Source organism: Streptomyces sp. NPDC054796 (genome assembly GCF_053611545.1).
On record NZ_JBSHAO010000040.1, the window covers coordinates 45,403 to 62,051 of the forward strand.

Consider the following 16,649-nt stretch of genomic DNA (forward strand, 5'->3'; position numbering starts at 1 on the left):
GAAGCCGAAGCCGAGGGTGAGGTGAGCGGGATGCTGCGTGCTGTGAACCGCGTGCTGCTGGGCCTGGTCGGAGTGGTGCTGCTGGCACTGGGGCTCGCCCTGCTGCTGGGCGGCCTCGACCTGGCGAGCCGCTGGGGCCTGGACCTGCCCTCGGCCTGGCCGTGGCAGGGCCCGGACGATGTGGCGCTCTCCGACGGCGACCGTACGAAGTGGCGCGCCGAGGGCTGGTGGTGGCCGGTCGTCCTCGCCGTGCTCGCCGTCCTGGTCGTCCTGCTGCTGTGGTGGCTGCTGGCGCAGCTGCGGCGGCGCAGGCTCGGCGAGGTCCTGGTCGACAGCGGTGACGGCGCGGGCGCGCTGCTGCGCGGGCGCGCGCTGGAGGACGTGCTGGCGGCCGAGGCCGAGTCGATGAAGGGCGTCGGCAAGGCACGGGTCGCCCTGACGGGGCGGCGTTCGCAGCCGGGCGCGCGGGTGGGGCTGCTGCTGGAGCCGCACGCGGAGCCGGGTGCGGCGGTACGGCAACTGGGCGCGGAGGCGCTGGAGCACGCGCGGGCCTCGGCCGGGCTGGAGCGGCTGCCGGCCGAGGTGCGGCTGCGGTGTGCGCGGCACCGGGCCGAACGGGTCAGTTGACGGGCGCGCGCCGCCGCGAGGATCCTCGCGGCGGCGTCGAGCCGTGGGCCGCCGTACCCCTCGCGTCGTGCCCCGTCCGGGACACGACGCGGGGTGCGACGGCCACACCGTCGTCCGGTCGTCGGAAGTGCGGAGGCTCAGAGGCTCGGAGGCTCAGAAGCCGTGCGAGGAGCCGCCGTCCACGGGGAGCATGAAGCCCGTGAGGTAGGAGGCTGCGGGCGACAGCGCGAACGCGGCCGTACGGCCGAACTCCTCCGGCTCGCCGTACCGCCGCAGCGGAATGGCGCTCTCGTTGTGGCGGCGGGTGGCCTCGCCGTCGCCGGAGAGCGAGTCCAGGTACTGGAGCCGCTCGGTGCCGATGCGCCCTGGCAGCAGTCCGAAGACGCGGATGCCGCGCGGGCCCAGCTCGTTCGCGAGGGTCTTCGCGTAGCCCGCGAGGCCGGGGCGCAGGCCGTTGGAGAGGGTGAGCCCCGGGATCGGCTCGTGCACGGACATCGACAGGACGAAGCCGATGACGCCGCCCTCGCCCAGCTCGCCCGAGGCGGTACGGGCGATGCGCACCGCGCCGAGGAAGACCGTCTCGAAGGCGGACTGCCACTGTTCGTCGGTGAGCGCGTCGGAGGGGACGCCGGCGGGCGGGCCGCCGACGCTGATGAGGACGCCGTCGAAGCGGCCGAAGTGGGAGCGGGCCGCCTCGATGAGGCGGGCAGCGGCGTCCGGGTCGGCGTTGTCCGCGGCGATGCCCGCCGCGGAGTCCTCGCCGAGGCGGGCAGCCGCTGCGGAGGCGGCTTCCTCCGTACGTCCTGAGACGATCACTTTGGCGCCGTCGGCGACAAGGCGCTCCGCGGTCGCGAAGCCGAGGCCGCGGGTGGCACCTGTGATGACGTAGACACGGTCTTTCAGGCCAAGATCCATGGCCCCAGTCTGCCTCTCGCCCCGCGCGCCCGCGCGGGGTACCCCTCAGCTCAGCGCCCGCCCCGCGCCAGGGGTGCGTCGTGCGTGCCGGAAGCGTTGTCGTCGTCCGAGGCGGCGGCAGCCGGAGCCTCGGCATCCGCATCCGTCTCCGCATCCGCCGGAGCCTCGTCGGGCGGACCGCCGTCACCGCCGGAACCGGAATCGGAACCGCTACCGCCGTCGGGACCGGAATCCTCGGGCGAGGTCTTCGCCGCGAGGCGGTCGCGGCGCTCGCGGCGGACGAGGACGACCCAGCCGACCGGTACCGCCGCGGCGAACAGCCACCACTGGACCGCGTACGCCATGTGCGGCCCGATGCCGCTGTGGTCGGGCTCGGGGATCTGCTCCGGCTGCTTGCCCTTCGGGAGGGCCGACGCCGGGGACGTCTTCGTGAGCTGGAGGTACCCGCCCAGCACGGGCTTGCCGAGGGTCTTCGCCTGCTGCTTGCTGTTGATCAGCATGACCTGGCGCGGCGGCAGCCCCTTGGTGTCCTTGATACCGCTGGCCTCGCTCGTCTCGTCGGCCATGATCCGCCCTGTGACGGTCACCTCGCCCTTCGGCGCGTCGGGCACCTTGGGGAAGCTCGTGAGATCGCGGTCGGCCTCGATCCAGCCACGGTTGACCAGGACGGCCCTGCCGTCCTTCTGGACCAGCGGCGTGACGATGAAATAGCCGATGGTCTGCTCGTCGGCCGCCGTGCGGTGGCGGACGACGACCTCGTGCCGTGTGTCGTACGTGCCCGTCGCCGTGACCGTACGGAACTGGTCGTCCTCGGCGGGACCGCGCCCCACCCCGGTGAGCTTCGAGAACGGCACCGCGGGGGACGCGAGGCTGGACGAGATCAGCTCGTTGTGGGCGACCTTGTCCTCGTGGCGGTGCAACTGCCAGAAGCCCAGCTTGATCATCACGGGGATGAGAACGAGGCCGAGGAGGGTGAGGATCACCCACTGCCGGGACAACAGGAAGCGGTACACGCCTTTGACGGTACCCGCCCCCCGTCAGCTCCCCGGCGCGGGGGCCACGTCCTGGAGGAGCTGGCTGAAAGCGGCCTCGTCGATGACGGGGGTGCCGAACGAGCGGGCCTTGCTGACCTTGGACGTGGGGGAGTCCGGATCGTTGGTGACCAGCAGGCTCGTGAGCCGGGAGACGCTGGTGGCGATGTGGAGCCCGGCCTCGATCGCGCGGTCCTCCAGCAGCTCCCTGTCCACGGAGGTGTCACCCGAGATGGCCACCCGCATGCCCTGGACGAGGGGGCCGCCCGGTTCATAGCGCCCGGGGTTCGGATAGGGGCAGGCGGGGCGCTTGCGCGAGGTGCGCCAGGTGCTGGAGTAGGCGCGGGCGCCGCGATAGCCGTAGCCACCGCCCGTTCCGTTGCCGCCGTTGCCGCCACCGTTTCCCTGGCCGCCCCTCACCACCGAGTCCGTCCACTCGGAGAGCGGCTGGCAGGCGAGCAGCGGGAGCCGGACCTGCTGGCGCGCCGCGAGGTGGAGGCTCGGCCGGAACGCCTCGGCCAGCACGCGGGCGTCGTCCAGCGCGTGGTGCGCGCGCTGCTGGACCACGCCGTAGTGCGCGGCGAGCGTCTCCAGCTTGTGGTTGGGGAGGGGGAGCGACAGCTCCTTGGAGAGCGCGATGGTGCACAGCCGCTGGCGCACGGGTGCGGTGCGCTCGGCCCGTGCGTACTCCCTGGCGATCATGGACCAGTCGAAGATGGCGTTGTGCGCGACGAGGACGCGGCCCTCCAGGCGGGCGGCGAAATCATCGGCGATGTCCGGGAAGAGCGGTGCGTCCGCGAGCATGCTCGCGGTGAGACCGTGGATCCAGGTGGGCCCGGGATCGCGCTGGGGGTTCACCGGCGAATACCAGTGGTCCTCGACGTTGCCCTGGGCGTCCAGACGATAGACGGCGGCGGAGACGATCCGATCGTCTCGCGCGAGGCCCGTGGTCTCGACGTCCACCACCGCATAGCCGTCCGGATAGGCGGACGGCCATTGGGCGTCGGGCGCGGTTGACTGCGCGGGCAGTTGTGGTGTCCCGGCTGTCTCTTCCGGGAGTGCCGTCTGGTCTTCGAGCATGGTCCCAGAGAATACGGGGCCGGACTGACAGCGCTCGAAGCGCGGCGGGAGGAGCGGGTTCTTCCGCCGTTCACGGCCCGTCGGAAGGGCCGTCGGAGGTGCCGCCCGAAGAACCGTCCTGCGAACCCGCGGAACCGTCGGCGCCCGTCGGCAGCAGGCCGTTGACGAGTGCCCGCAGCGACGCGGTGAAGACTCGCTCCGCGTCCGGCGCTCGCGCCAGCGCCCGCGCGAGAGCACGGTCGTCCTCGGCGGTCCGTGTGTCCCACAAGTCCGGTTCGCCAGGACGCTGTATGGGGGCGCGTTCGCGGTTGCGCTCCACCAGCACGTGCCCGATGACCGTGAACTGCACGGCACGTACCGCCTCGGCTGCGCGGGCCCCGCGCAGACCCGCCGCGTGGACCTCGTGGAGCAGCGCCTGCTGGGCGCTCAGGAACATCCGCTCCGTCAGGCCGCGTTCGTGGACCATCGCGACGAGGTGCGGGCGCGCGAGGAGTTCGCGCCGGAGCGTGCGGGCGAGGGAGAGGACGCGGGCGCGCGGAGTGGCGCCGCGCGCCCGGATCTCGTCCAGTTCCCGCACGGTGCGCTCGACGAGTGCGTCCAGGAGGGACTCGCGGTTGCCCACGTGCCAGTAGATCGAGGTGACGGCGGTGCCCAGCTCGGCGGCGAGCTTGCGCATGGTCAGCCCCTGGGGGCCGTGCTGCCGCACCAGCGAGGCGGCGGCGTCGAGCACGGCCTCGCGGGTGAGCGTGGCGCGGGGCTGCCCCTGGGCGGGGCGGCGAGGGGAGGGGGGCGTCGGCATGGTGCCCTCATTCTCAGCCGGACCGTGCGCGTGTCTTTACCCTTCGAGCGAGCCGTTGTAACTGTGTTACAGGCAGGGCGCCGGAAGGAGCGCGGAGGACCGGAACGACGACCGGGGCTCCTCCGGCGGACCGATGCTCCACCGACACCGACGAAGGGTGGTACGCGATGACGCGCGTACGGTACGGCCCGCGCGGCGAGGACGAGATCAGGCGGGCGCGGGAGGCGCGCGCGAAGCTCCCCGACATCTGGTCGACGGGCGTGGTGGCGGTGTGGGAGACCGCCCCCGACGTGGTCGCCGCCGTGCTGCCGCCGCCGCTCGAGCCGACGGGCGAACCACTCGTACGGGTCACCATCAGCCAGGTCGCCCTCCCCGGATACCCGCTCGGCGCGGGCTCCTTCTCCGTCGCGGCGCACCACGGCGGGGTGGACGGCTGGTACCCGCTCGTCATGCCGATGACCCACGAGCGGGCGCTGATCGGCGGGCGCGAGGTCTTCGGGGAGCCGAAGAAACTCGGCGAGGTCACCGTGGAGCGGGACCGGGACACGGGTGCGCTGCGCGCCGGAATGGCCCGGCACGGCGTCACCTTCGTCGAGGTCACGGGCACGGTCGGCGCCCCGCTGCCGCTGCCGGAACCGGCGCGGAAGGTGGACTTCTACTTCAAGTTCCTGCCCGGCGTGGACGGCGCGGGCTTCGACAGCGAGCCCGTCCTCGTGCACTGCCTGCGCGAGGAACGGGTGCGCGCGCTGGAGGTGGTCGAGGGCGGCGAGGTGACGCTGCGCGAGTCGGCGTACGACCCGGTGGCCGACCTGCCCGTGCGGCGGCTGCTGAGCGTCACCCTCGGCGAGAAGACCTCCGACCAGAGCGGCCGGATCGTCGAGCGGGTGAGCGCGCGTGCGCTGCTCCCGTACGTGCACCAGCGCTACGACGACGCGGCCCAGGTGCACGACGGCCCGCCGGAAGCGGGGGCGGAGGCGGAAACGGAAGCGGCCCCGGACGCGGGCGCGGTCCCGGCGGACATCGCGGAAGGGAAGCGCTGATGGAGCTGCGCGAAGGGCAGACGGCCGTCGTCACGGGCGCCGCGAGCGGCGTCGGGCTCGCGATGGCGCGGCGCTTCGCAGCGGAGGGGCTGCGGGTGGTCCTCGCCGACGTGGAGGAGGGCGCCCTGGAGAAGGCCGCGGCCGGGCTGCGGGCCGAAGGCGCCACCGTGCTGGCCCACACCGTCGACGTGAGCGAACAGGCCGAGGTCGACGCGCTGGCCGAGGCAGCCCGCTCCGCCTTCGGCCCGGTGCACGTGCTCTGCAACAACGCGGGCGTCGGCTCGGGCGCCGAGGGCCGCATGTGGGAGCACGACCTCAACGACTGGCGCTGGGCGTTCGCGGTCAACGTGTGGGGCGTCTTCCACGGGGTGCGCAGCTTTGTACCGCACATGCTGGCGTCGGGGGAGCCGGGGCACATCGTCAACACGTCCTCCGGCGACGGCGGCATCGCGCCCCTGCCGACGGCCTCCGTCTACGCGGTGACCAAGGCCGCCGTGGTCACCATGACGGAGTCCCTGTACGCGCATCTGCGGGCCGAGGGCGCGGCCGTCGGCTGCTCGGTGCTCTTCCCCGGGCCCCACATGCTGCGCACGGGTCTGTGGGAGTCGCACCGCAACCGCCCCGCGCGCTACGCCAAGTCCCGCCCCCGCAGGACCCCGTACCGCTCCCTGGACCAGTGGGAGTCGGCCATGCGCGAGGCCGGGCACGAGGTGACCTTCACCCCGGTGGAGGAGGTGGCGGACTTCGTCGTACGAGGCATCGCCGAGGACCGCTTCTGGATGCTCCCCGAGAGCGAGCACAGCGACCGGCAGATCCGGGCCAGGTCGCGGTCGATGCTGGACCGCGCCGACCCGTCGTACCTGGAGAGCTTCATTCTGGACTGAACCGGCCTCCCGGAGTCCGGACGGCCGGACCGAGGGGCGACCGACCGAGGGATTGTGGGTGTGCGATGACCGCACGGCAGAACCCGTACGGGTCAGGCGACCCGTACCGGAACCCGTATCTGATCGTCTCCTCCGACTGCCACGCCGGGCTGCCGACCGAGGAGTACAGGCCGTATCTGGAAGCCAGGTTCCACCGGGAGTTCGACGACTTCCTGGGGCAGCGTGACGCCCGTATCGAGGAGTCGACACGGCTGGGCATCCGTAATGAGGGCTTCGCCCGCAAGTGGTTCGAGGAGAACGAGGAGGGGCTGCGCGGCGGCTGGGACGCGGCGCAGCGCGTCAAGGAACTCGACGGGGACGGGGTGGCCGCCGAGGTGGTCTTCCCGGACGCCGACGCCGTGGACAGCCGCACGGCCGCGCCCTTCGGCGTGGGCCTTGGCCTCTCCGGCGACCAGGACCCCGCACTGGGCATGGCGGGCGCGAAGGCGCACAACCGCTGGCTCGCGGACTTCTGCTCCCAGCACCCCGAACGGCACTGCGGCGTCGCGCTGCTGCCCGTCACCGGCGCGGTGGACGAGGTCGTCGCGGAGATCCACAGGGCGAAGGAGTCGGGGCTCGGGGCGCTGATGATCCCGTCGATGTGGGTGGACAAGGCGCCCTACCACGACCGCCGTTACGACCGCGTATGGGCGGCGGCGGCCGAGACCCGGATGCCCGTGGTCACCCACTCGGGGGCCGCGCCGCGCCATGAGTACGGGGACCACCTGGGGATCTACGTCAGCGAGGTGACCTGGTGGCCCGCGCGCCCCCTGTGGTTCCTCCTGTGGTCCGGCGTGTTCGAGCGGCATCCGGGGCTGCGCTTCGGGGTGGCCGAGTCCGGGTGCTGGTGGCTGCCGAACCTGCTGTGGTTCATGGACCGGCTCTATCTGGGCGCACACGGAGGCAAGAAGCTGTCGCCCTTCGCCGAGCTGAAGCGCCCGCCGCACGAGTACCTGGACCGGCAGGTCTTCGTCTGCGCCACCAACACCAAGCGGCGCGAGCTGGCGCAGCGCTACGAGATCGGCGTCGACAACATCCTCTGGGGCAGCGATTTCCCGCACCCCGAGGGCACCTGGCCCGCCACCCGCACCTGGCTGCGCGACACCTTCCACGACATCCCCGTGGCCGAGACCCGGCGGATGCTGGGCGGTGCGGCGGCCGAGGTCTTCGGGTTCGACACGGCGGCGCTGGCACCGCTGGCAGCGCGCATCGGGCCCACCCCGGCCGAGCTGGGGCAGCCCGAGGATCCCGAGGGCCGGGCAGCCGTCGAGGAGTCCTGGCGCGGCGCGCGCGAGGTCGGCCGCCACTGGCTGACGGGGCACGACTTCCCGTACGTCGGAACGGGTCCTGGGCCCGTCGCATCGGCGCCCCACGCGGCGAAGGAGGCGGGCTCGTGAGCGCGACGGAACAGCAAACGGCACAGCAAACGGAACAGCAAGGGGACACGGACCGCTACACCGTCATCTCCGCCGACTGCCACGCGGGCGCCGACCTCCTGGACTACCGCCCGTACCTGGAGAAGGCGTACCACGACGACTTCGACGTCTGGGCCGAGCACTACGTCAACCCGTACGAGGACCTGCTCGCCGACACCGCCGACCGCAACTGGAACTCGGCGCGGCGCCTGGCCGAGCAGGAGCGGGACGGCATCGTCGCGGAGGTCGTCTTCCCGAACACGATCCCGCCCTTCTTCCCCAGCGCCTCCCTGATGGCGCCCGCGCCCACCCGCGAGGAGTTCGCGCGGCGCTGGGCGGGGCTGCGTGCCCACAACCGCTGGCTCGCCGAATTCTGCGCCGAGGCCCCCGGACGCAGGGCGGGCGTCGCACAGATCCTCCTGCACGACGTGGACGAGGCGGTGCGCGAGGTCAGGTGGGCGAAGGAGGCGGGGCTGACGGGCGGCGTCCTGCTGCCGGGTACACCGCCGGGTTCGGGCCTGCCCGAGCTGTACTCGCGGGTGTACGACCCGCTGTGGGCGGTGTGCGACGAGCTGGACGTGCCCGTCAACCACCATGGCGGTTCCGCTTCGCCGCCGCTGGGTGAGGAGCCCGCAGCGCGCGCCGTGTTCATGGTGGAGACCACCTGGTTCTCGCACCGGGCGCTGTGGCACCTCGTCTTCGGCGGCGCCTTCCACCGCCATCCCGGGCTGCGGCTGGTGCTGACCGAGCAGGGCTCGGGCTGGATACCGGGCGTCCTGGAGATGCTCGACTACTACCACGCGCGCCTGGTCGCCGCCGCGTCCCGGAGCACGCATCCCACATCCGGCGCCGACGAGGGCTCCGACGCCGCCGAAGCGTCCACCGCCGAGTCGAAGTTCGGCGCCGGGCTGGCCGCCTCGATGGGCAGGGGCCCGAGCGAGGTGTGGCGCGAGAACTGCTACGTGGGCGCCAGCTTCATGCGCCCGCACGAGGTGCCGCTGCGGGAGCGGATCGGCATCGACAAGATCATGTGGGGCAGCGACTACCCCCACGACGAGGGCACCCCGCCCTACTCCCGCGAGGGCCTGCGCATCGCCTACGCGGGCCTGCCGCGCGAGGAGGTCGCCGCCATGGCGGGCGGCAACGCGGCCCGCGTCTACGGCTTCGACCTCGAGCGCCTCGGCCGGATCGCGGCCCGGGTGGGTCCGACGGTCGCCGAGATCGCCGAGCCGCTGGAGCGGGTCCCGGAGGACGCGACGAGCCCGGCGTTCGCACCGGGCGGCCGGGTCCGGGTCTGGTAGGCGTGTCGAACGGACGTCGAATACTTGTGGGTAACCACCCCTAGCCCGCGCGGCACGGAGCGCTCTACCTTGCTGACATGCCGTCCAACCTGCCCGACGTCGTGCTCTGGTCGATCCCCGCCTTCGTGCTGCTCACGGTCCTGGAGATGGTCAGCTACCGCCTCCACCCGGACGAGGACTCCGCCGGTTACGAGACCAAGGACGCCGCGACCAGCCTCGCCATGGGGCTCGGCAGCCTGGTCTTCGACGCGCTGTGGAAGATACCGATCGTCGCGATCTACGCGGCCGTCTACGAACTGACCCCGCTGCGCGTCCCCGTCCTCTGGTGGACGCTGCCGCTGCTGCTGCTCGCCCAGGACTTCTTCTACTACTGGTCGCACCGCGGCCACCACGTGATCCGCATCCTGTGGGCCTGCCACGTGGTGCACCACTCCAGCAGGAAGTTCAACCTGACGACCGCGCTGCGCCAGCCCTGGACGTCCTGGACCGTGTGGCCCTTCTACGTCCCGGTGATCGCCCTGGGCGTCCATCCGGCCGCGCTCGCGTTCTGCTCGTCGGCGAACCTCGTCTACCAGTTCTGGATACACACCGAGCGCATAGGGAAGCTGCCGCGGCCGTTCGAGTTCGTCTTCAACACCCCCTCGCACCACCGCGTGCACCACGCCTCACAGGGCAGCTACCTGGACCGCAACTTCGGCGGCATCCTCATCGTCTGGGACCGGCTCTTCGGCTCCTTCGTGCCCGAGACGCAGCCGTGCGTGTTCGGGCTCACCAAGAACATCGCGACCCACAATCCGCTGCGGGTGGCCACCCACGAGTACGCCGCGATCGGCAGGGACCTGCGCGCGGCGCGCGACTGGCGGGAGCGCGCGGGCCGTGTCTTCCGCGGCCCCGGCTGGCAGCCCGTCGCGACGGCGCAGGGGGGCCCGGCAGCGGAAGGGTCTCCGGCGGCGGAAGGGGCCGGACCGCTCGCGCGGCCCGGCCCCGGAACCGGCCCGGGGGCCACGGCGTCACCGCCGCCCCCGGCCCAGCAGGTCACTTCGTGACGTTCACCCCGTGACCGGAGGTCACTCCGTGCGGGTCACTTCTTGCGGGTCACTTCTTGACGGCCGCGAGGGCGTCCACGAGGCCGTGCCCGTAGAAGCTGTTGTTCCCGGGGACACCGGTGCACGTGGCGGCGTAGGTGCCCTTGCCGTCGGGGTCGTACTTGGTGGGGCACTTGACGGTCTGCGCCTGTGCCTTCAGACGCCAGCCCAGCTCCTGGGGCGACACCTTCGGGTGCTTGCTCTTGATGAGCGCGGCGACGCCCGCGACCTGCGGTCCTGCCATCGAGGTGCCCTGGAGGTACGCGTACTCACCGTCCGGCATGGTGGACAGGACGCCACCACTCTTGGCCGGGGGCTCGGGCGTCTGGTAGCGGGTGTCGCCACCGGGACCCGCGACGTCGATCTGACCGGCGCCGTAGTTGGAGTAGTACGACTTCAGGTTCTCCGGGCCCGTCGCCGAGACCGAGGTGACACCCGGCAGCATGGTGGGCATGTCCGGGCACTGCGCGGGGTTGATGGTGCGCTCGACCGGCGTGGAGTCGTTCGGGCTGGTGTCGTCCGTCAGCTCCGCTGCGGCGAGGTCCTGCGAGGAGTTGCCGGCGGAGGAGACCGTGGCGGTGCCCTTGCCCGTCGCGTACTTCAGGGCCCGGCTCACCGAGTCGACGAGGGCACCCTGGTCCTTGTCGTTGCGGCAGTTGTAGAGCCACGGGTCGATGTAGTAGCTGTTGTTGGTGATCTCGACGCCGTGGTCGGCGGCGAAGACCATCGCGCAGACGACGGCCTCGGTGTAGAAGAGGGACGTCTCCTTCTCGCTCACCTTGATGGACGAGACCTGCACACCGGGCGCCGCACCCGCGATGCCCACGTCGTTGCGCGGTGCCGCGATGATGCCCGCGACGTGCGTGCCGTGGTAGTCGCTGGCCGCGTCGAAGGGGCGCCAGGCCCCCTCGCTCGTGTCGGCCTTGCCGCCGACGCAGCTCGCGGACTGCTCGGCCGAGAAGTTGTCCTGGAGGTCGGGGTGCGTGTCGTCGACGCCGGTGTCGATGACACCGACGGTGACCTTCTTGCTGCCCTCACTGATCTTGTGGGCCTGGTCCGCCTTGATGGCCCGCTTGTCCCACTGGAGGGACTCCAGCGGCTCCTCGCCCTGCGCCTTCGCCTGGGCGGTGGCCGCCGACGTGGACTTGGGCGTCTGCACGTACTGCGGCTTGCCGACGTCCGTGGTGGCCGCGGCCTGGATCGGCGCTGTGCGGGTCGCGCCCGCCGAGTCGACGCCCTTCACCGCGCGTAGCGTGTCGCCGAACTCCGGGTTCGTGGAGTGCGCGACGATGACGCCGATCTTCTTGTACGCGGTGACGACGGTGCCGTCGGCCTTCGTTATCTCCTTCTTCACCCGCTCGATGGTCGAGGCGTCCGTCGCGGTGTTCACGACGTAGCTCAGCTTCTCCCCGTCCTGCGCGGCGGTCGCGGTGGCGGCGTGCTGCGTGCTGGCCACGGCGACACCCGCCATCCCGACCGAAGCGGTGAGGACCAGTCCGAGCGGCATCGCGAGCGCACGCCAACGTCTGGAAGGTTTTGAATCCATGGGGTCTCCATGTCGTCTGAAGTTGACCACAGACGTGGGAAGTTAGCGCCGATTGGTGCAGCTCAGCAATGGATTCCGAAAGATAGTCCGAGCGAGTCGACAATGTGTCTTACGGGTTTCAACCTCTGACCCCTGTTGTGACACGTGCCGAAGATCTACGATGCGCGCACTGTACGGCCAGTAAGCACCCCCACACGCCCTACACCGTCCTCTCCCCCCACCCACTCATTCCGACTGGAGTCACCGTGGACACCGCATCAGAGCACGAGGGTTCAGGCCCCCCGCGCGGCCTGAATTACACGGAGGTGCAACAGAGTGCCGAGTTCGGTGAACTACGGCGCACGTACCGGTCGTTCGCCTTCCCGCTCACCGTCGCCTTCATCGTCTGGTACCTGCTGTACGTCCTGCTGTCGAACTACGCGGACGCCTTCATGGCGGCCAAGGTCGTCGGCAACGTCAACGTGGCCTTCGTCTTCGGCCTCGCACAGTTCGTGACCACCTTCCTCATCGCCTGGTGGTACTCCAGGCACGCCGCGGCGAAGCTCGACCCGAAGGCCGACGCGATCAAGGCCCGTCTGGAGGGCGACGCATGAGCATCAGTCAGCACCTGGCCTCGGCTCCGGCGCGGTTCCCCCTCGCGGCCGAGGGCGCCAGCGAGCACCGGACCCTGATCATCACGCTCTTCTCGTGCTTCGTGGTGGCCACCCTGGCCGTCACCGTGTGGGCGGGGCGCCGCACCAAGGACGCCACCGACTTCTACGCGGGCGGGCGGCAGTTCACGGGCTTCCAGAACGGCCTGGCGATCTCCGGTGACTACATGTCGGCCGCGTCCTTCCTGGGCATCGCGGGCGCCATCGCCCTCTCCGGGTACGACGGCTTCCTCTACTCCATCGGCTTCCTGGTCGCCTGGCTCGTCGCGCTGCTGCTGGTGGCCGAGCCGCTGCGCAACTCAGGGCGCTACACGATGGGCGACGTCCTGGCCTACCGGATGCGGCAGCGGCCCGTCCGCACGGCCGCGGGCGTCTCCACCATCATCGTCTCGATCTTCTACCTGCTGGCCCAGATGGTCGGCGCGGGCGCGCTCGTCGCGCTGCTGCTGGGCATCACGGGCGAGACGGGCAAGAACCTGATCGTGGTCTTCGTCGGCATCATCATGATTCTGTACGTGACCATCGGCGGAATGAAGGGGACCACCTGGGTCCAGATGATCAAGGCGTGCCTGCTGATCGGCGGAACGCTCGTCATCACGGTGCTGGTGTTCCACAAGTTCAACTACAACATCTCCTCGCTCCTCGGCGCCGCGGCCGAGAACAGCGGCAAGGGCGCCGCCTTCCTGGAGCCGGGGCTGAAGTACGGGGTCACCACCACCTCGAAGATCGACTTCATCTCGCTGGGCATCGCGCTCGTCCTCGGCACCGCCGGACTCCCGCACATCCTGATCCGCTTCTACACCGTCCCGACGGCCAGGGCCGCGCGGAAGTCCGTGAACTGGGCCATCGGCATCATCGGCGTCTTCTACCTGATGACGATCGCGCTCGGCTTCGGCGCCGCAGCGCTGCTCTCGCAGAAGGAGATCGTCGAGTCGAACGCGGCGGGCAACACGGCCGCGCCCCTGCTCGCGCAGGAGATCGGCGGCGGCGCCGACTCGACCGGAGGCGCGATCCTGCTCGCGATGATCTCGGCGGTCGCCTTCGCGACGATCCTCGCCGTGGTCGCCGGGCTCACCCTGGCCTCCTCCTCGTCCTTCGCGCACGATCTGTACGCGAACGTCATCCGCAGGGGCGAGGCCACCGAGAAGGAAGAAGTCTCGGCAGCCCGTATCTCCGCCGTCATCATCGGCGCCGTCGCGATCGGGCTCGGCATCTTCGCGGGCAAGCTCAACGTCGCGGGACTGGTGGCGCTCGCCTTCGCGGTGGCCGCCTCCGCGAACCTGCCGACGATCCTCTACAGCCTCTTCTGGAAGCGCTTCACGACACAGGGCGCGCTGTGGTCGATCTACGGCGGGCTCGTCTCCTCGGTGCTGCTCGTCCTCTTCTCGCCCGTGGTCACCGGCAAGCCGACGTCGATGTTCCCCGACGCCGACTTCGCCTGGTTCCCGCTGGAGAACCCAGGCCTGATCTCGATCCCGCTCGGCTTCCTGCTCGGCTGGCTCGGCTCGGTCCTCTCCAAGGACGAGGGCGCGGGCGGCGAGAAGTACGCTGAGCTGGAGGTGCGCTCCATGACGGGTACGGGCGCGCACTGACCCGTCGCACCAACGCCTGCTACGGCGGCCCGACCACGGCACCGTCACGCAGCGTACGCGCGGGGAAACTTCAACGATCTGTTGAATGTCATACACGTCGCGTACGCTTCGAGACAGATCAGGCAACCGTGGGAGGGCCGCCAGCATGCTGCTCGACACATACGGCCGAGTCGCCACCGACTTGCGCGTATCACTGACCGATCGCTGCAATCTGCGCTGCACCTACTGCATGCCAGAAGAGGGCCTCCAGTGGCTCGCCAAACCCGACCTCCTCACGGACGACGAGATCGTGCGCCTCGTGCGCATCGCCGTGACGGAACTGGGCATCGAGGAGGTCAGGTTCACCGGCGGTGAGCCGCTGCTGCGCCCCGGCCTCGTCGGCATCGTCGAACGCTGCGCCGCGCTGGAGCCCCGGCCCCAGATGTCGCTCACGACGAACGGCATCGGCCTGGAGCGCACCGCCACGGCCCTGCGCGAGGCGGGCCTGGACCGCGTCAACGTCTCCCTCGACACCCTGCGGCCCGATGTCTTCCAGCGCATGACGCGCCGCAAGCGCCACGGCGACGTGCTGCGCGGTCTCGAAGCGGCACGCTCGGCGGGCCTCACCCCCGTCAAGGTCAACGCCGTCCTGATGCCGGGGCTCAACGCCGACGAGGCGCCCGATCTGCTGGCCTGGGCCGTCGAGGAGGGCTATGAGCTGCGCTTCATCGAGCAGATGCCCCTGGACGCGCAGCACGGCTGGCACCGCGAGGGCATGGTCACCGCCGGGGACATCCTGGAGTCCCTGCGCACCCGCTTCACGCTGACAGCCGAGGGCGAGGAGGAGCGCGGCTCGGCCCCCGCCGAGCGCTGGGTCGTCGACGGCGGACCGCACACCGTCGGCGTCATCGCCTCCGTCACCCGCCCCTTCTGCCACGCCTGCGACCGCACCCGTCTCACGGCCGACGGCCAGGTGCGCACCTGCCTCTTCGCGAGCGAGGAGTCCGATCTGCGCGGAGCGCTGCGCGCGGGCGCGGCGGACGAGGAGATCGCCCGGCTGTGGAAGGTGGCCATGTGGGGCAAGAAGGCGGGAGCCGGGATCGACGACCCGTCCTTCGTGCAGCCGTCGCGGCCGATGTCGGCCATCGGGGGCTGAGGCGGGCGCGGGCGGCTTCGGCGGGTGCGAGGTGCGGGCGGCGCGGCTGTCCGGGGTCCGGGGCCCGCTGCCCGTCGGCCGGTCCGGCCCGCGTCGGCCCCGTCGGCTCGTCTGGTCCGTCAGTCCGACGTGCCGGTCCCGGAGGCCGGGCGACGGTGCCACTCCTCCAGCGTGACGACCTCCTTGAGGAAGTCCCGCATGCCGAGGAAGTCCGACAGATGCTCGCGGTGCTCGTCGCAGGCCAGCCAGGTCTTGCGGCGCTCGGGGGTGTGCAGCTTGGGGTTGTTCCAGGCCAGCACCCACACGGCGGGGGCGCGGCAGCCCTTGGCTGAGCAGATGGGGGTCTCGGGGTCTTCGGCTGAGGGGATCATGCCCCCATCCAACACCCGGCCCGCACAAGGAAACGACGCCGGGCAGCCACGGGGGGAGCCGCCCGGCGTCGGTCTATCGCTCCGACGGGGGATGCGGAGCGTTTCTGAAGTATGGCATGCGAGACCCTGCGCAGTGCAGCGGAACCGCATGATTGATCTGAGCTTTTCATGAGCTTCATACGGTGGCCCGGCCCAAATGCCTTTCAGGCTGGGCCCTCTGACGGGCCGTCGGACTTGTTCACGCCCGCTTCAGGGACGCGTTCCGCCGAGCCGAGCATGGGGCGCGTGGGGGAGGGGATGTACGAGGCCGGGAGCGAAGGAGCGTTCTCGCGGCCCGCGTTGGCGATCACTACCGCCACGTACGGAAGCAGCGCTCCCAGCACGAGCGTCACCACGGCCAACGGGCGTTGCACGTTCCACAGGAGCACGGTCAGCAGAACCGACGCCGTGCGCACGAGCATCGAGATCACATAGCGCCGCTGCCTGCCGCGTACGTCGTCTTCCAGTCCCTGCCGGGCCCCGGTGATCCGGAAGACCTCGGGCCGGCGCTGCTTCCGCATCACGTTTCCACCACCTGCTCACTGTGCCGGTTCTGGTCCGCCGCGCGGGGTTCCGGGCCTTCACTACGGTACGCCCGGGCTCAGCCGGGTTCGAGACCGGGGCGCTGATCCCCGGGACCAGTGGCGGCGCGGCATCACCCGTATGGAGCTGTACGCCATGCGGCGTAGTCGGGCCGGGAGGAGAGTGTTCCCCGTATACGTACAAGGGTGCGCAAACCGCGCCGAACTGCGGAGGCGACATGAGCTGGTTGTGGGCGATTGTCCTTGGTTTGGTGCTGGGTGTCCTCGCCCGCGCCATCCTTCCGGGCAAGCAGGACATCCCGCTGTGGCTGACGGCGATCTTCGGCATCCTGGGCAGCATCCTGGGGAACGCCGTGGCCACCTGGGTGGGCGTCAACGACACCAAAGGCATCGACTGGATGCGGCACGTACTCCAGCTCGCGGGCGCCGTGGTCGTCGTCGCGCTGGGCACGCCGCTGTGGGCGATGATCCGGGGCAAGAGCAGAGAGCGGACCTGAGCTGACCCCCTCCGCCCCGGGGGAGGGGCGGAGGAGGGTAAGGGGTTCAGGGGATCCGCCG

17 protein-coding genes are annotated in these 16,649 nt (G+C 71.0%); 10 read left to right on the top strand and 7 right to left on the bottom strand.

Annotated features, from left to right (window positions below; all coding sequences use genetic code 11):
- Positions 1 to 30: 30 nt before the first annotated feature.
- Positions 31 to 627, top strand: coding sequence for an alkaline shock response membrane anchor protein AmaP (gene amaP / locus ACWGJ2_RS28140; RefSeq protein WP_453349058.1), 597 nt, complete (start codon positions 31 to 33; stop codon positions 625 to 627).
- 153 nt (positions 628 to 780) lie between these two features.
- Here the strand turns inward: amaP and ACWGJ2_RS28145 are convergent, their stop codons facing one another.
- From ACWGJ2_RS28145 to ACWGJ2_RS28160, 4 genes are all read right to left on the bottom strand, one after another.
- Entirely contained in the window at positions 781 to 1,542 is a 762-nt protein-coding gene (locus ACWGJ2_RS28145; RefSeq protein ID WP_453349059.1) for an SDR family oxidoreductase, read from the bottom strand.
- A gap of 50 nt (positions 1,543 to 1,592) precedes the next feature.
- Complete coding sequence (locus ACWGJ2_RS28150) at positions 1,593 to 2,555, bottom strand: SURF1 family cytochrome oxidase biogenesis protein (RefSeq protein ID WP_453349060.1); 963 nt, start codon at positions 2,553 to 2,555, stop codon at positions 1,593 to 1,595.
- Positions 2,556 to 2,579: 24 nt separating this feature from the next.
- Complete coding sequence (locus ACWGJ2_RS28155) at positions 2,580 to 3,653, bottom strand: DEDDh family exonuclease (protein ID WP_453349061.1); 1,074 nt, start codon at positions 3,651 to 3,653, stop codon at positions 2,580 to 2,582.
- A gap of 70 nt (positions 3,654 to 3,723) precedes the next feature.
- Positions 3,724 to 4,452, bottom strand: a complete 729-nt coding sequence (locus ACWGJ2_RS28160; RefSeq protein ID WP_453349062.1) for a TetR/AcrR family transcriptional regulator — start codon at positions 4,450 to 4,452, stop codon at positions 3,724 to 3,726.
- A 167-nt stretch (positions 4,453 to 4,619) separates the two neighbouring features.
- Here ACWGJ2_RS28160 and ACWGJ2_RS28165 point away from each other — a divergent pair, with 167 nt between their 5' ends.
- The 5 genes from ACWGJ2_RS28165 (at position 4,620) to ACWGJ2_RS28185 (ending at position 10,177) form a co-directional block, all read left to right on the top strand.
- The gene (locus tag ACWGJ2_RS28165; RefSeq protein WP_453349063.1) at positions 4,620 to 5,492 is read left to right on the top strand and encodes an acetoacetate decarboxylase family protein; all 873 of its coding nucleotides are present in this window, start codon (positions 4,620 to 4,622) and stop codon (positions 5,490 to 5,492) included.
- Positions 5,492 to 6,376 carry an SDR family NAD(P)-dependent oxidoreductase gene (locus tag ACWGJ2_RS28170; RefSeq protein ID WP_453349064.1) on the top strand — a complete coding sequence of 295 codons (885 nt, stop codon included), beginning with the start codon at positions 5,492 to 5,494 and terminating at the stop codon, positions 6,374 to 6,376. The genes ACWGJ2_RS28165 and ACWGJ2_RS28170 overlap by 1 nt, the downstream gene beginning before the upstream one ends.
- A 65-nt stretch (positions 6,377 to 6,441) precedes the next feature.
- Entirely contained in the window at positions 6,442 to 7,812 is a 1,371-nt protein-coding gene (locus ACWGJ2_RS28175) for an amidohydrolase family protein (protein WP_453349065.1), read from the top strand.
- Positions 7,809 to 9,131, top strand: a complete 1,323-nt coding sequence (locus ACWGJ2_RS28180; RefSeq protein ID WP_453349066.1) for an amidohydrolase family protein — start codon at positions 7,809 to 7,811, stop codon at positions 9,129 to 9,131. Before ACWGJ2_RS28175 ends, ACWGJ2_RS28180 begins: the two co-directional genes overlap by 4 nt.
- A 77-nt stretch (positions 9,132 to 9,208) precedes the next feature.
- Positions 9,209 to 10,177, top strand: a complete 969-nt coding sequence (locus tag ACWGJ2_RS28185; protein ID WP_453349067.1) for a sterol desaturase family protein — start codon at positions 9,209 to 9,211, stop codon at positions 10,175 to 10,177.
- A gap of 49 nt (positions 10,178 to 10,226) precedes the next feature.
- Here the strand turns inward: ACWGJ2_RS28185 and ACWGJ2_RS28190 are convergent, their stop codons facing one another.
- Positions 10,227 to 11,762 (bottom strand): S8 family peptidase, encoded by a 1,536-nt coding sequence (locus tag ACWGJ2_RS28190; RefSeq protein WP_453349068.1) that lies wholly within the window; start codon positions 11,760 to 11,762, stop codon positions 10,227 to 10,229.
- Between the two features lie 245 nt (positions 11,763 to 12,007).
- Here ACWGJ2_RS28190 and ACWGJ2_RS28195 point away from each other — a divergent pair, with 245 nt between their 5' ends.
- From ACWGJ2_RS28195 to moaA, 3 genes are all read left to right on the top strand, one after another.
- A complete protein-coding gene (locus tag ACWGJ2_RS28195) occupies positions 12,008 to 12,355 on the top strand; it encodes a DUF485 domain-containing protein (protein ID WP_453349069.1) in 348 nt (115 codons plus the stop codon).
- Positions 12,352 to 14,004: a solute symporter family protein gene (locus tag ACWGJ2_RS28200; RefSeq protein WP_453349070.1), complete on the top strand. Its 1,653-nt coding sequence runs from the start codon at positions 12,352 to 12,354 to the stop codon at positions 14,002 to 14,004. Before ACWGJ2_RS28195 ends, ACWGJ2_RS28200 begins: the two co-directional genes overlap by 4 nt.
- Before the next feature lie 145 nt (positions 14,005 to 14,149).
- On the top strand, positions 14,150 to 15,139 hold the full coding sequence (gene moaA, locus ACWGJ2_RS28205) for a GTP 3',8-cyclase MoaA (protein ID WP_453349071.1): 990 nt from the start codon (positions 14,150 to 14,152) through the stop codon (positions 15,137 to 15,139).
- Between the two features lie 119 nt (positions 15,140 to 15,258).
- Here the strand turns inward: moaA and ACWGJ2_RS28210 are convergent, their stop codons facing one another.
- Both ACWGJ2_RS28210 and ACWGJ2_RS28215 read right to left on the bottom strand, forming a co-directional pair.
- Positions 15,259 to 15,510, bottom strand: a complete 252-nt coding sequence (locus tag ACWGJ2_RS28210; RefSeq protein WP_453349072.1) for a hypothetical protein — start codon at positions 15,508 to 15,510, stop codon at positions 15,259 to 15,261.
- Positions 15,511 to 15,713: 203 nt separating this feature from the next.
- Complete coding sequence (locus ACWGJ2_RS28215; RefSeq protein WP_453349073.1) at positions 15,714 to 16,070, bottom strand: DUF3099 domain-containing protein; 357 nt, start codon at positions 16,068 to 16,070, stop codon at positions 15,714 to 15,716.
- Between the two features lie 239 nt (positions 16,071 to 16,309).
- On the opposite strand from ACWGJ2_RS28215, the gene ACWGJ2_RS28220 reads away from it, so the two are divergent.
- Positions 16,310 to 16,588: a GlsB/YeaQ/YmgE family stress response membrane protein gene (locus tag ACWGJ2_RS28220; RefSeq protein ID WP_453349074.1), complete on the top strand. Its 279-nt coding sequence runs from the start codon at positions 16,310 to 16,312 to the stop codon at positions 16,586 to 16,588.
- The last annotated feature ends 61 nt before the right edge of the window (positions 16,589 to 16,649 follow it).